This is a genomic window from Cryobacterium aureum (assembly GCF_002954245.1).
Classification (GTDB): Bacteria; Actinomycetota; Actinomycetes; order Actinomycetales; family Microbacteriaceae; genus Cryobacterium; species Cryobacterium aureum.
In genome coordinates, this window is record NZ_PPTG01000048.1 from 650,390 (window position 1) to 665,052 (window position 14,663).

At 63.6% G+C, this 14,663-nt stretch carries 13 protein-coding genes; 7 read left to right on the top strand and 6 right to left on the bottom strand.

All coding sequences use genetic code 11. From position 1 onward, the window contains the following. Window position 1 precedes the first annotated feature (1 nt). The 3 genes from narJ to CJ028_RS19885 are packed head-to-tail and all read right to left on the bottom strand — an operon-like array spanning window position 2 to window position 6,095. Window positions 2-619, bottom strand: a complete 618-nt coding sequence (gene narJ, locus CJ028_RS19875) for a nitrate reductase molybdenum cofactor assembly chaperone (RefSeq protein ID WP_105036875.1) — start codon at window positions 617-619, stop codon at window positions 2-4. Further along, a complete protein-coding gene (gene narH, locus CJ028_RS19880; RefSeq protein WP_105036876.1) occupies window positions 616-2,376 on the bottom strand; it encodes a nitrate reductase subunit beta in 1,761 nt (586 codons plus the stop codon). Before narH ends, narJ begins: the two co-directional genes overlap by 4 nt. Beyond that, entirely contained in the window at window positions 2,376-6,095 is a 3,720-nt protein-coding gene (locus CJ028_RS19885; protein WP_105036877.1) for a nitrate reductase subunit alpha, read from the bottom strand. The genes narH and CJ028_RS19885 overlap by 1 nt, the downstream gene beginning before the upstream one ends. A gap of 474 nt (window positions 6,096-6,569) precedes the next feature. Here CJ028_RS19885 and CJ028_RS19890 point away from each other — a divergent pair, with 474 nt between their 5' ends. The 7 genes from CJ028_RS19890 to CJ028_RS19925 all read left to right on the top strand — a co-directional run bounded on the left by CJ028_RS19890 (window position 6,570) and on the right by CJ028_RS19925 (window position 11,604). After that, window positions 6,570-7,760, top strand: coding sequence for an LCP family protein (locus CJ028_RS19890; RefSeq protein WP_240607441.1), 1,191 nt, complete (start codon window positions 6,570-6,572; stop codon window positions 7,758-7,760). 274 nt (window positions 7,761-8,034) lie between these two features. Further along, on the top strand, window positions 8,035-8,157 hold the full coding sequence (locus CJ028_RS22015) for a phosphotransferase-like protein (RefSeq protein ID WP_369126453.1): 123 nt from the start codon (window positions 8,035-8,037) through the stop codon (window positions 8,155-8,157). An 81-nt stretch (window positions 8,158-8,238) separates the two neighbouring features. Continuing rightward, window positions 8,239-8,436, top strand: a complete 198-nt coding sequence (locus CJ028_RS22020; protein ID WP_105036879.1) for a P-loop NTPase family protein — start codon at window positions 8,239-8,241, stop codon at window positions 8,434-8,436. A 201-nt stretch (window positions 8,437-8,637) separates the two neighbouring features. After that, the gene (locus CJ028_RS21855) at window positions 8,638-8,820 is read left to right on the top strand and encodes a PhzF family phenazine biosynthesis protein (protein WP_129590554.1); all 183 of its coding nucleotides are present in this window, start codon (window positions 8,638-8,640) and stop codon (window positions 8,818-8,820) included. A gap of 132 nt (window positions 8,821-8,952) precedes the next feature. Further along, complete coding sequence (locus CJ028_RS19910) at window positions 8,953-9,468, top strand: hypothetical protein (RefSeq protein WP_129590555.1); 516 nt, start codon at window positions 8,953-8,955, stop codon at window positions 9,466-9,468. Between the two features lie 18 nt (window positions 9,469-9,486). After that, on the top strand, window positions 9,487-10,206 hold the full coding sequence (locus tag CJ028_RS19915; protein ID WP_105036882.1) for a hypothetical protein: 720 nt from the start codon (window positions 9,487-9,489) through the stop codon (window positions 10,204-10,206). Window positions 10,207-10,509: 303 nt separating this feature from the next. After that, window positions 10,510-11,604: an SDR family oxidoreductase gene (locus tag CJ028_RS19925; protein ID WP_105036884.1), complete on the top strand. Its 1,095-nt coding sequence runs from the start codon at window positions 10,510-10,512 to the stop codon at window positions 11,602-11,604. Between the two features lie 392 nt (window positions 11,605-11,996). Here CJ028_RS19925 and CJ028_RS21120 read toward each other — a convergent pair whose 3' ends face one another. The 3 genes from CJ028_RS21120 to CJ028_RS19945 form a co-directional block, all read right to left on the bottom strand. Continuing rightward, window positions 11,997-12,173: a hypothetical protein gene (locus tag CJ028_RS21120; RefSeq protein ID WP_167395149.1), complete on the bottom strand. Its 177-nt coding sequence runs from the start codon at window positions 12,171-12,173 to the stop codon at window positions 11,997-11,999. Continuing rightward, a complete protein-coding gene (locus CJ028_RS19935) occupies window positions 12,173-12,595 on the bottom strand; it encodes a YkvA family protein (protein WP_105036885.1) in 423 nt (140 codons plus the stop codon). Before CJ028_RS19935 ends, CJ028_RS21120 begins: the two co-directional genes overlap by 1 nt. Window positions 12,596-12,936: 341 nt before the next feature. Beyond that, entirely contained in the window at window positions 12,937-14,622 is a 1,686-nt protein-coding gene (locus CJ028_RS19945; protein ID WP_105036886.1) for an ABC transporter ATP-binding protein, read from the bottom strand. Between the last annotated feature and the right edge of the window lie 41 nt (window positions 14,623-14,663).

Sequence of the window (14,663 nt, forward strand, 5' to 3'; positions counted from 1 at the left end):
TTCACGCCCCCTTGAGCGGCAGCAGCCGGGGATCGTAGGGTTCGAGGCCGACGGTTTCGGTCGGCGGGCCGTATCCAGCCATTCGCTGCACCGCTTCCTGATCGGCCGGGGAGGAGCCTGGGAGTGTGCCGCAGACGCCAGCGACGACCTCACCGTAGGGCGACCCATGCTCGATCAAGGCGAGCCGCAACAGTTCGAGGCTCGGTCGGTACTGCCGCAATAACTCCCGGCCGGCGATGGGGTCGGCGATCGCCGCGAACTCGAGCACGAGCGGTAGGAAATCGGGCAGTTCGCCGTGGGTATTCGTCAGAAAATCGGTCTGGCGGTATACCTTTTTGAAGGCGGCAAGCACGTCACCACGGCGCCGGGTGTCACCGTCCGTCCAGTACGACAGGTAGAGCGGATGATGTTTGCTCAGATCGAAGGTCTCCACGTAGCGCCGCTGCAGTGTGCCGAGGTCGGCCCCCGTCAGGTATTCGAAGAAACCCTTGAATTTCGCGGCCTTGCGGCCCTGCTCGGCGAGCGCGGCGCGCATCAACGGCAGCCGCTCCAACAGTTCGGCATCGGGATACGACAGGCACCAGCCGGCAGCCTGGTAAACCACCCGATCTCGCATCATGGCGTGCCCGCTGAGTCACCGTCACCCGTGCCAGCGCCCGTGCCCGAGTCCGACACCGGGCCGTGCAGGTCGGCCGGAGACGCCGCCGCCGCCCGTGGCACATCGCGAGTCTCCGGAAACAGGCCAGCCGGGGCGCCGTTGCCGTCCCAGTTGAGCAGGTTCACCCGGTTGCGCAGGGTCGCCGCGCCGCTGGCGGTGTCGGAGGTCTGCCGATCCTTCAAAGCGTAGAAGTTCTCCACGGCGACCGGTGTCGGCCGTCCGCTGGCCTCACCGAACGGCGAGTCCTCGTACATGCCGGGGCCGCCCTCGAAGTCCACGGAGCAGCCCATCTCCTCCAGATCGTGCGCCTGCTCCACGTGCGCCTTCGGAATGACGTAGCGCTCCTCGTATTTGGCGATGGCCATCAACCGGTACATTTCGTACATCGATTCCGGTGACATTCCAACGGAGGCCGGAATGTCGACATCCGCTTCTTGGCCGAGGGTGATGCCGCGCATGTAGGCTCGCATCGCGGCGAGCTTGCGCAGCACCGCGGTGATGCGGTCGGTGTCGCCGGCGGTGAACAGCTCGGCGAGATACTCGACCGGGATGCGCAGGGCGTCGATCGCGCCGAACAGAGTTCCGCTGTCTTCAGCATCGTGGCCCTGGTCGCTGAGCAGATCCACGATCGGGGACAGCGGCGGCACGTACCAGACCATCGGCATGGTGCGGTATTCAGGGTGCAACGGCAGGGCGACCTTGTAGACCTTCGCGAGCGCGTACACCGGTGAGCGCCGGGCTGCGTCGATCCAATCGTCGGGTATACCCTGAGCGGATGCCGCGGCCGCCACCGCGGGATCGAACGGGTCGAGCAGCACATCCATCTGCGATTCGTACAAATCTTTCTCGTCGGTGACGGCCGCAGCATCCGTCACCCGATCAGCGTCGTAGAGGAACAAACCCAGGTAGCGCAGACGCCCCACGCAGGTTTCCGAGCACACCGTCGGTAACCCGATTTCGACGCGGGGATAGCAGAAGGTGCACTTCTCGGCCTTGCCCGTTTTGTGGTTGAAATAGATTTTCTTGTAGGGGCAGCCGGTGATGCACTGACGCCAACCGCGGCATTTGTCTTGGTCGACGAGCACAATGCCGTCCTCTACCCGCTTGTAGATGGCGCCAGAAGGGCAGGATGCCATGCAGGAAGGATTCAAGCAGTGCTCGCAGATTCGTGGCAGGTAGAACATGAACGTCTGCTCGAAGGCGAACTTGATCTTGTCCTCGGATTCGCGGCGCACCTTTTCCACGATGGGATCGAGGTGGCCCATCTCCGGGGCTCCGCCGAGATCGTCGTCCCAGTTAGCCGACCAGGTGATTTTGGTGTCCTTGCCGGTGATCAGCGACTTTGGCCTGGCGACGGGAAAGTCATCGCCGAGCGGCGCATCGATGAGGGTCTTGTAGTCGTAGGTCCAGGGTTCGTAGTAGTCCTTCAGCTCGGGTTGCACCGGGCTTGCGAACAGCCCGAGAAGTTTGGCGACGCGACCGCCACTTTTCAGTGCCAACCGACCCTTCTTGTTGAGCTTCCAGCCGCCGCGCCACTTCTCCTGATCTTCGTAGCGGCGCGGGTAGCCCTGTCCTGGTCGGGTTTCGACGTTATTGAACCAGACGTATTCTGTGCCAGCCCGGTTGGTCCAGGCCTGTTTGCAGGTGACAGAGCAGGTGTGGCAGCCGATGCATTTATCGAGGTTCATCACCATGCCCATTTGAGCCATAACGCGCATCAGTACCGCACCTCCTGGGAACGTCGCCGAATGGTTGAGACCATGTCTCGCTGGTTGCCGGTCGGCCCCAGGTAGTTGAAGGCGTAGGAGAGTTGCGCGTAACCCCCGATGAGGTGGGTCGGTTTCACGAGCAGCCGGCTCACCGAGTTGTGGATGCCGCCGCGGCGCCCGGTAGCCTCGGACTTGGGAACATCGATGGTGCGCTCCTGCGCGTGATAGACGTAGACGACGCCCTGCGGCATCCGGTGGCTGACGATGGCCCGGCCCACGAGCACACCGTTCATGCTCACGCACTCCACCCAGTCGTTGTCGGCGACCTCGATGGAGGCCGCGTCGATCGGGCTCATCCACACGGTCGGGCCGCCGCGGGACAGCGACAGCATGAACAGGTTGTCCTGATACTCGGAGTGGATGGACCATTTGGAGTGCGGGGTGAGGTAGCGCACAGTGACCTCGGTGGTGCCGTTGGGCCCGAATTTAGGTTCGCCGAACAAACGCTGCATGTCGAGCGGCGGGCGGTACGTCGGCAGGGCCTCGCCGAGGTCGATGATCCAGTCGTGATCGAGGAAGAAGTGCATGCGCCCGGTGAGGGTGTGCCACGGCTTGAGTCGTTCGACGTTGATCGTGAACGGGGAATAGCGGCGACCGCCGGTTTCTGACCCAGACCATTCCGGTGACGTGATCACCGGCACCGGGGCGGCCTGGGTCTGGGCGAAGGTGACGCGTTTCTCCTCAGAGCCGGCCGCGAGGTCGACGAGGTGCATTCCGGTTTGCTTCTCGAGTTCCCGAAAACCCTGCACAGCGAGCTCGCCGTTGGTTGTTCCGGAGAAACTCAGAATCGCCTGCGCGAACTTCGCGTCGGTGTCGATCGCCGGACGGCCGTCACCGGCACCGCCGAGCATCACTCCGTTGCTGCGGGCGAGCCGTTCGATCTCGTGCTCCATGCGGTAGGTCACGTTCTTCACCGTGAAGCCGCGCTCTTCGGCGAGCGGCCCCACTGTCGCGAGTTTCTCGGCGATCGCGGTGTAGTCGCGTTCCACGATCGAAAAAACCGGCATGTTCTGCCCGGGCACAGCGGCAACGAACGAGTCCCGCCAGTCCCGTACGACGCCGCCCGGCTGTGCGATCTCCCCGGGGGTGTCGTGCTGCAGCGGCACGCTCACGAGATCCCGTCGTGTGCCGAGATGAACTCGCGCCTGCCGGGAGAATTCCTCGGCGAGCACGCGGAAGGTGTCGAAATCAGTCTTGGCCTCCCACGGCGGATCGATCGCCGGGCTGAAGGCATGCACAAATGGATGCATGTCGGTCGAAGACAAGTCGTGCTTTTCGTACCAGGTGGCCGCCGGAAAGACGATGTCCGACAGCAGCGTGGTCGAGGTCATCCGAAAATCGGCGGACGCCAGCAGGTCGAGTTTGCCCTCTGGCGCGGTCTCGCGCCAGGTCACATCGCGGGGCCGGGCGGCGTTCACGTGATCCTGGCCGAGCACGTTGTGGTGGGTACCGAGCAGATGCTTGAGAAAGTACTCGTTTCCCTTGGCGGAGGAACCGAACAGGTTCGAGCGCCACAGCACCAGGGTGCGCGGCCAGTTCTCGGGGGCATCAACGTCGTCGATGGCCGCGGTGAGTCGGCCACTCTTCAACGCGTCGGCGATGTAGCGCGGGGCATCCGTTGTTTCGCCGCGGTCGATCGCACCCTGCACCTCGTCGGCGAGGTCGAGCGGGTTGCGGTCGAACTGCGGGTAGAACGGCATCCAGCCCAACCGCGCCGATTGGGCGATCGTGTCGGCGGTGTGCATGCCGTCGAAGTGGCCAGTAGCGAGCGGCGATTTCAGCGAGTCCGCCGAATACCCGTCCGACCGCCACTGGTCGGTGTGCATGTACCAGTAGCCGGTGCCGATCATCGTGCGCGGCGGGCGACTCCAGTCCAGCGCGTTGGCCAGGGAGATCCACCCGGTGATCGGGCGGGTCTTTTCCTGCCCAACGTAGTGCGCCCAGCCGCCGCCGTTACGGCCCATGCAGCCGGTCAGCATCAGCAGCGACAGTACCGCCCGGTACGTCGCATCGCCGTGGAACCACTGGCAGATTCCGGCGCCCATGATGATCATCGACCGGCCCTTGGACTGCTCGGCGTTGCGGGCGAATTCCCGCGCCACCCGAATGCAGGCCTCGGCCGGCACGCTCGTGATCTCGGCCTGCCAGGCCGGTGTGTATGGCGTGGATACGTCGTCGTAACCGGTGGCCCAGTCGCCGGGCAGCCCTGGCCGGCCCACCCCGTACTGCGCCATCATCAGGTCGAACACCGTCGTCACCAGGTGGCCGGCGACACGGCGCACCGGCACCCCGCGGGTCAGGATCGAGCCCTCGCCAGAAGGCGCTTCGAAACACGGCAGACGGATGCTCGCGGCCTCGCCGTTCGCCCCTCCAAGAAGCGTCAGCGCCGGGTCGATACCCTCCAGATCCAGGTTCCACTTGCCCTGCCCCGCCTCGCCGTAGCGGTAGCCGATCGATCCGTTCGGGACGACCGGCGCACCCGTGTCCGCATCGAGCAGCACCGTCTTGAACGCAGCGCCCTCGGTACCGGCGTGCTCCGGCAGGTCGGCGGCGGTGAGGAACTTCGTAGGCACGAGCCCTTGGCCATCGGCGTGCTCCTCGAGTCGCACCAGAAAGGGCAGGTCGGTGTACCGGCGCACGTAGCCCTCGAAGTACGGGATGCTCCGCTCGACGAAGAATTCCTTGAGCAGCACGTGGCCCATGGCCATGGCGAGCGCGGCATCCGTTCCCGCCTGTGCCGGCAGCCACTCATCGGCGAACTTGGTGTTGTCAGCGTAGTCCGGGCTGATCGCGATGACCTTGGTGCCGCGGTAGCGTACCTCGGCCATCCAATGGGCATCCGGCGTGCGGGTCACCGGCACGTTCGAACCCCACATCATGAGGTAGGTGGCGTCCCACCAGTCACCGGACTCGGGAACGTCGGTCTGGTCGCCGAAGACCTGCGGGCTGGCCACCGGGAGGTCGGCGTACCAGTCGTAGAACGAGGTCATGACGCCGCCGATGAGCTGAATGAAGCGGTTACCGACAGCGTGGGAGACCATCGACATGGCCGGGATCGGGGAGAACCCCGAGCAGCGGTCTGGGCCGTAGGTCTTGATCGTGTGCACGTGGGCCGCGGCGGTGATCTCGATCGCTTCCGTCCACGGGATGCGCACTAGCCCGCCTTTACCGCGAGCCTGCTGGTATCGGCGGCGGCGTTCGGGGTCTCCCACGACATCCGCCCAGGCCAATACCGGGTCGTTCAGCCGGGCCTTGGCCTCACGGTACATTTCAACGAGAACGCCGCGTGCGTATGGGTAGCGCACCCGGGTCGGCGAGTAGGTGTACCAGCTGAATGCCGCTCCGCGTGGGCAGCCGCGGGGTTCATACTCGGGGCTGTCCGGACCCACCGAGGGGTAGTCCGTCTGCTGAGCCTCCCAGGTGATGATGCCGTCACGCACGTAGACCTTCCACGAGCATGACCCGGTGCAGTTGACACCATGGGTGGACCTAACCACCTTGTCGTGGCTCCACCGGTCACGGTAGAACACGTCTCCCTTACGGCCGCCCTCGCGAAATACCGCCCGGCCGTCATCTGTTTGTTCCCACCGCGTGAAAAAACGGCCAAGCGACAGCATTGCATCCGACGCTTTTCCGTCCAACCCAGCAGGCAAAGGTCCAGCTGCCATGGAGACAGCCTAGGTCGCCGGGTCACAGAGCGCTAGGACGTATTCGTTAAGATTTTTCATCAGCGCCTCGAGGGCCGGAGTTCCCATGCCTCGACCGCGAAACGCGGTCCCCAGGCGCAAATCGAACAGCGGCTCCGTCTTCCAGGTCATCCAGCAACGCGGAGCAGACCCGGCGCAGCGTAATTACTTCGATCCAGATTCCTTCGTGATCGGGACCGTCGAAGCGTCCCCGATCGATTCGCTCTGTGGCGTCGCAGACGGTGAGCGGGCTGTCCCGAGAAACGGGGACTGCTGATGGCCCGAACCTACCGGCAGCCAGCAGAACACCGTTCAGTTGCATCACCGGTAGGCGCGATACCCTCGGAATGGTCCAGCGCCCCGTCGAGGGGCGTGATCGGACACAATGAACGGAGCTCTGTGGTTGACGCGGGCAGGCGAAGTAAGCGGATCGGCGGAGTAGCACGTCACGGGCGGTTGAAGCGCTCGAATCCGTATGCGACCGCGCTCAGACTGGTGGCGGCCGTGCTGGCCGTCGCCGTAGCGAGCACGTCAGCTGTGGCTGCGGTGGCCGTGTGGAGTTTCAGCAAGACGGTCGACGACAACGCAATCGACATCACGGGGGGCGACCCTGCGGCACCCGAGCCACAGCTCCAAAGCTACCAAAACGGTTTCAACATTCTCCTGGTCGGCATCGACAATGATGCAACGCAGAGCGCGGCGTACGGTGAACGTGACGGCACACTCAACGACGTGAACATTCTCGTGCACGTATCGGCCGACCACAGCAACGCCGTCGTCGTGAGCATCCCCCGCGACCTCATCGTGCCGCACCCCGCCTGCACAGACGTCGCGAGCGGCACCGAGTTTTCGGCCATGGCCGCTCGACCCGTCAACGAGGCCATGTCTCGAGGTGGGCTCCCTTGCGTGGTCAAGACCGTGTCCGAGTTGACCGGGCTGACCATCCCCTATGCCGGGCTCATCTCATTCGACGGGGTCGTGCAGATGAGCGACGCCGTCGGCGGAGTACCCATCTGCCTGAATGCAGCAATCAACGACCCTGGCGCCGGGCTGGACCTGCCCGCGGGCACCAGCATCGTCGCCGGAGACACCGCGCTGGCGTTCCTGCGCAGCCGCAAGGGCGTCGGCGACCGCAGCGACCTGGCACGAATTTCCTCGCAGCAGATCTACATGGCCTCACTCATGCGTACCGTACAGAGCAACGGAACACTGACCAGCATCCCCACCCTGGTCAAACTCGCCAACGCTGCAGCCACCAACATCCAGTTGTCGACATCGCTGGCCAACATCGACACGATGGTGTCGATGGCCCTGGCGCTCAAAGACATCGATCTGGACCGATTGCTGTTCGTGCAATATCCCGGTACAACCGAAGATCCTGACTTCCCGGGCAAGGTCGTTCCGGTGGAATCGGTGGCCGCCGAGATGTTCACCAAACTCGCCGCCGATCAGCCCTTCACGCTCCCGGGAACGGCGTCCACTCCGGAACCGACAACGGATGCCGCGGTGCCGGTCGAAACGTCAACGCCGCCTACGCCTCCGGGCGAAACCGCCGTCCCGTCCCCGGAGCCGACCGTTCAGCCCCTGGACGGTCTCACCGGCCAAACGGCGAAGGACGACCTGTGTGCCCAAGCCTCCACCAGATGACGGCAGCCTTCTCCTCCACTGTCGATCTTCCGATGCCGATGCCGACGCAACGCAGCCACGCGCGCGTCGAGAGTCTTCCTGCAACCCAACCCGGCTGCGTCCGCACAAAAATTCTGTTGGCGAGTTGTGACCCCGCCACTGCTCGCGTCGATACGGTGGACAAGATGGGGGCAGCAGTAGTCGGGTCGACGGGGAGACATATGTTCATCGACGGTTGCGTCGCGCTGGTTATGGGAACAAATCGGGGGTTCGGGTCGGCCGCGACTGTCGATTCATGCTGATCGTGCTCCGTGGAAATTCTGGCTCAGGCAAGAGCACAATTGCCCAACAGCTCCAGTCGGAGCTGCCGGAACAAGCCGCCATTTTCAGCCAGGACTACTTCCGCCGGGTCATCTAACACGAGCGTGAACAGGACAGCCTCGCTCACCCCGATTTGCTCGAAGTTGCGGCGGCGCATTGCCTGGGTGTCGGACAGCACGTGATCCTTGACGGCATCTTCAACGCCGATCGGTACGCGCCTTTGCTCGCGCGCGTCAGATCCATGACGGATGATGCCCGCTTCTATGCCTTCGACCTGAGTTTTGAGGAAACTGTCCTCCGCCACAAAGCCCGCTCACAGGCTGTCTACGTCACCGCAAACGACATGGCCGTTGTCACCACGGATGGCAAGCCTTAGTTTTGTTCTGGAGCGCAGGATTGCAGCTTTCGAAACGGTCAGTGACATCGTCAACCGGGTTCTCAAAGACCGATAGGCGACGGCCCCGCACGGAAGCGCCTGCGGTCGGCCTCGAGCCAGCTCGATGAAGTCGACCGTCGCGGTCGGACATCGGCGACGGAGATTAGGCGCAACGCTGAAACGCGAGTGTAGCGTTTGAGGATGATCCGAAAATTTCGCCAGGTCGATGTGTTTGGCGACGGTCTCTGCACCGGAAACCCGGTTGCCGTGGTCCTCGATGCAGAAGGCCTCGACGACGACGCTCTGCGCGCCTTTTCGGTGTGGACCAACCTCTACTCGTACCGACCTCGGCATCGAATTCGGAGCGACCGTGGTCGTCGCTGAGCGCGGCGCCGACGGAATCGCGAAAGTCATGGACTCCCGATGGATGCGGACCGCCAACGGATACGCTCCCCGGGCGCAGCATCGACGACCCGTCGCGAGCGGTGCGGGCACGTCGACCGCTACGGTGATGGCATGCGAACTCTGCACGTGACTCAGGCCGGCATCCTCCTCACCGCATCCATCGCGCTGGCGGGTTGTTCGACGGCGCAGACGCAGAGTCGGCTCCACGAGTACGAGACCCGCGCTTCCGAGATCCACGCTGGGATGCTCGCGCAGGTCCACGCCAGTAGCGCAGTCGAAGTGCCGCCGACCTCGCAGGCGCAGTTCGAGGAATCCGAATTGCTGGGCGGTCGAGAGACCGATACCGCCTTCTGGACGACTTGGTCAACCGTCACCCTGGCGACCACCGCGTTACCGGCCGACGTCGCCGACGCGGTCGGCACCTACCTTCTCACCGAGAAGTGGACGGCCGATCCGCTCGTCGATCAAGGCGGGACGATGACATTCATCAAGGTCTACCGTCTCGCTGAAGCGGATGGTGACTGGGTTGTTCAGATCGCGTGGCCCGATCCCGACGCCGATCCCCGAATCTCTTTGTCCGTTCAGAGCCCGCTCACGGTTCGCGGCACAATTTCAACAGAAGAATGACGCTGCTACCCTGTCCGCATGACAACAGCCACCGCTCACAACAGCGCGCTGCCTTCGCGTACTCCGGGCAAGGCCTCGTCGCTGTGGTCGACCATGGCGGGCGGCCTGTTTCTGGCGTCTGCCACGCTGCAACTCATCGCTTCGCTTCAACGGTGGGTTGTCTACAGCGCCGGATGGACACGCACGGATAGCTTGATCGAGGACCACCGGTTCGACTATTTCTATCCCTCGGACCCGTGGGAGAACGTCGGGGTCGCCGCTCAACTGTTCGGAGCTGGCATGATATTGCTCGCGCTTGGCGTTCTCGCGTTGGCCAACACTCCCCGACTACGCGTTGGCCGCAGTACGCAGGTGGTCCCCCTGGTCGTGGCCCTCGCGTTCGGCATCACCGGTGTGCATGCGGTCGTCTCGGGACTAGCCGGCATCCCATCGCCGGCACAATACCTACCGGTGCAGATTGCCCTGAGCCTGATCCAGAGTGTCGGATTGCTGTTCCTCGGCCTGCGCTGGTTGCCGGCGTCGTGGTCAGCCACAGTAAGTTGTCTGTTTTTGCTGGGGTCAACCCTGCCCGGATACCTCGTCGCCACATTCGTGATCGCGCCAGCGCTGGCCGGATATCAGTCGTACGATACGACGCCGTGGACCGAAACGATCGTGGCCGCGACGACGGCCTTGGCCGGGATAGGGCTGCTCCTCGCCGTCGGTGTAAACAAACTCGTACCGGCCCGCACGCGCTGACCTGTCATTGCGTCAGCATCCAAGGCTGTGCCCTACGGCAAGGAGCCGGGGACGAAGATCCTGCCGGCGCCAGCGTATGCGCGCGCTCGGAGTGAGACGTTCTTCACCGTGGCCTCGTCATCAAACCAGAAATTGTCCACCCGGGCATTGAACTTGTGGGCGTTGCAGACGGCGCCTCCTCCGCCGTCGTGGCGCAGGCCGAATGCACGCCGCTCACGAAAAAGGACTCCCACCCGCACGAATTGTCGACTCGAACACTGGCCTACGCGGAATACCTCTCACCCCAAAAGGTTGTACCCCATAATGACTATTTCTACCCAGCCCCACACCCGCACCGCCCTCGTCGTCGGAGCCTCCGGCATCACCGGATCCGCCGTCGTCGACCGGCTTTCGGCCGAGGGCTGGCACGTTCTGGCCATGGCCCGCCGCACCGGCCGCGACCTGCCCGGCGTGCGCTGGATCCAGGCCGACCTGCGCTCCGCCGCCGACCTCAACCGGGCGCTGGCCGACGAGATGCCCGAGCAGGTCTTCTTCACGGCTTGGTCTCTTCAGGCCACCGAGGAGCTCAACATCGAGGTGAACGCCGGCATGGTCCGCGACCTCCTCGCCGCGCTCGCCCACGCGCCGCTTCGCCACGTCGCGCTCGTCACCGGCCTCAAGCACTACCTTGGCCCGTTCGAGGCTTACGGGCAGGGAAACATGCCCGACACCCCTTTCTATGAAGACGAACCGCGACTCGACGTGGCCAACTTCTACTATGCCCAGGAAGATGAGCTCTTCGCGGCATCCGCTCGCCAGGGATTTAGCTGGTCGGTGCACCGCTCGCACACCGTGATTGGACACGCGGTCGGCAACCTCATGAATATGGGCCTCACCCTCGCCGCCCAAGCCTCTCTGTGCAAGCACCTCGGCATGCCCTTTGTATTTCCCGGCAGTGAGACGCAGTGGAACGGCATCACCGACATGACGGATGCGACGATCGTAGCCGAGCAGATGGTGTGGGCCGCGACAACGGCGGCCGGTGCCAACGAAGCGTTCAACGTCGTCAACGGCGACGTCTTTCGCTGGCGAGCGATGTGGCCGAAGATCGCCGCCTACTTCGGCGTCGAACCCGAAGGATTCGTCGACGAGCCGCGACCGCTTGAGGGGCAGATGGCCGGTCTAGAAGCGGTATGGGCAGAGCTGGCCGCCGAACAAGGCCTTGTCGAGGCCGACCTGGGGCGCATCGCATCATGGTGGCACACCGACGCCGACCTCGGACGTAATATCGAGGTTTTCACCGACATCACCAAAAGTCGCCTCGCCGGCTTCACCCCCCACCACCGCACGATTGACTCCTTCATGTCGCTGTTCGACCGCTATCGTGCCGAGAAGCTCATCCCCAAAGCCTCCATCTGAGTGTGGCGCAATCCGACGCCCGCCCCTTGCATGAGTCGCAATAGTTTGACTGACAGCGGCAAAGGGACACAATTCCAGGATGGACATCATTGGCACGATCCTCTGGCCGATCAAGTGGATTGTGGAGTCGCTCCTCGTCGCGTGTCACTGGCTTCTCTCCTTCGTCGGTCAGGATCCGGCCGCCGGCATCACCTGGGGTTCTCTGAGTTTTCTGAAGACGAGCCGCGCATCCGGTGCTGCGCGCGGTGGTTTAGACGACGCGGTCGTTTACGCGGTGGCCGTCAGTTGGGCGTTCGTGGAGCGGGCGCGGCGGGTGAGCACGATCACCAGGATGAGGATCACGGCCAGGAGCAGCACGCTGGTTCCCGTCGTGCCGAGACCCTCTTTGACAGTCAGCAGGATACGCCCGTCATGGCGACCGTGTCGAGCCCGGCAACTTTGTCGCCCGTCGTCCCCAGGGCGGCGAGAAGCAGGAGGGGGGTGGTGATCAGTTTGCGGCCGAGCGCCTCAACCTCGCTGAGGTCGTCCAGCGTGGGCAGGCGGCGATCGATGACAGCGAACGCGAGCATTACGCCGAGGGTTTCAAGCCAACAAGTCGGAGCACGGCTGTGAGTCCTTCGGGTGTTCCCGGCCAATGTCGCTTGACCGCATCGCTGCCTGCCCGACGCGTCGCGAATCGTAGAGCGATCGCGACAACGATGGCGTCGTCGGCGTAACCGAGAACGGGTATGAAATCCGGAATGACGTCGATCGGCGACAGCAGGTAGAGCAAAAGTACCGCGAGCCAGATTCGAACCCCGATCGATACAGTTCGATCGGCGGCGAGGCGTTTGAGTAGCCGGGCGACGTCGGGCGCGAGGCGCAGCAGATCACGAAGTGAAGCACCGCCAGGATGCCGGCGTTGCTCGATCCAGAGAACCAGAATAAGGGCCAGCCACAGCACCAGCAATCCGCCGAGCACGTTCAGAACGACGTCCCACCAGGTCGTCATGAGCTGCTCCCGTTCGAACCAAAGATACTAAGGGCCTCGGGGCCGCGTAATAGACGATGACGTAACCCGCGAGCGGGTCGGCCCACCACCATTCGAGTGCCAGATCGAGCACCAAGTCGAAGAGCACCGCGACGGCGAGGAGACCGTCGATGAATATTACTCGCCTTTCGGTAACCAGGACCGGGTTGCCCAGCGCGCGACTGCCATGATGTTCTCCTCGCGATCGTCTTATTGCCTTCAGTCTCATTGATGGTGTTATCGCCGTCTAAGCGGGCGATGGTCATATGCTCGTCAACATATCGGCCGAGGTGGTCTACCTGATCCCTGGCCGGGCTCTCGTACTAGATATTCAGGCGAGCCCCAGGGATGGCATCGAGCAGCTCACGGGTGTAGTCAACTTGCGCATTCTCGAAAATCTCGGTCGGTGTTCCGCTCTCGACGATGCACCCACCCTGCATGACATGTACCTCGTGCGAGATCATCCGTACCACGGCGAGATCGTGGCTGATGAATAAGTAGCTCAGACCGAGGTCACGCTGCAATACGCCGAGCAGGTCGAGGATCTGAGCCTGCACGAGCACGTCAAGCGCCGAGACTGCTTCGTCGAGTACGACGAGCTCCGGGGAGAGTGCGAGCGCTCGGGCGATCGCCACTCGTTGGCGCTGCCCTCCGGATAGTTCGTGCGGTAGCCGTTCAGCGATGACGGCGGAAAGCGCCACCTGGTCAAGGAGCTGCGCCACCATCGTGCGCCTGGTCTGTTTGGTTCCCACCTTGTGTACGCGGAGCGGCTCGGCGATCGATTCCTCGACTGTGTACCGCGGGTCCAGCGAGGCGTAGGGGTTCTGAAACACGGGCTGCACACGACGGCGGAAAGCAAAGAGTTCCCGCTTGCCGAGGGTCGCCATGTCGGCACCGGCAAACAGGATGGTGCCCGACGTGATCGGTTCGAGACCGAGGATCAGATTCGCAGTCGTCGACTTGCCGGACCCCGACTCGCCCACGATCGATACAGTGTGTCCACGCGGGATACCAAAACTCATCTGATCGACAGCAGTGAACTGTGACGCCACCCCAGTTCCGGTCGCCCGAATCGTGAAGACCTTCGTGAGGTCGCGCACCTCAACGAGGTTGTCGACGGCGGGCTGCACCGCGGCATCTCTTGACGTCGTCGCGACGACATCCAACGATCCAGCAATCTGGCGATTTCTGACCGCCCCGACCATGCTGATCGAGGTGAGGCTCGGCGCGGCCTGCAACAGCTGTTTGGTGTACTCGTGCTGAGGGTCTGCCAGAATCTCTTCGGCCTGCCCTAACTCCACGATCTCGCCGCGCAGCATGACGACAATCTTGTCGGCGCGCTCGGCGGCCAACCCTAGGTCGTGGGTGATCAGGAAGACCGAGGTGCCCATCTCGGCGGTCAGTAGATCGAGCTGATCGAGAATGCGCCGCTGCACCGTCACGTCGAGCGCAGAAGTGGGCTCATCGGCAATGAGCAGCTTGGGGCGACAGGCGAGGCCCATCGCGATCAGCACGCGCTGGCGCATCCCGCCCGAGAACTCGTGCGGGTACTGGTTCAACCGATGTTCGGGGTCGGGAATGCCGACCATGGTGAGCAGTTCGATCACCTGCGCCTTAGCCGCTGCCCCCGACGCGACGCCGTGCACCTCAAGTGCTTCGGCAACCTGAGCTCCGATCCGCATCAGCGGGTTGAGGTTAGACATCGGGTCCTGCGGCACCATGCCGATGCCCGCGCCACGAATCGCCTGCATCTCCCGTTCGCTCAGCAAGGCCAAGTCGACACCGTCGAACCACACCTCGCCGCTGGTCAGTTGGCCGGTGCCGGGAAGTAGCCGGTTGATCGCGGCAGCCGTCGTCGATTTGCCCGAACCAGACTCGCCGACAACCGCGACGGTCTGACCGGGCAGCACGTCGATCGAGACATGTTTGACCGCCTGCACCTCGCGGGCGCCGGTGTTAAAGGACACCGACAGGTCACGGATGGACAGAACGGGTGTGGGGGTGTTCATGGTTACCTCTTCGGTGCTGTGCGAACTTGAGTATGGTCTCA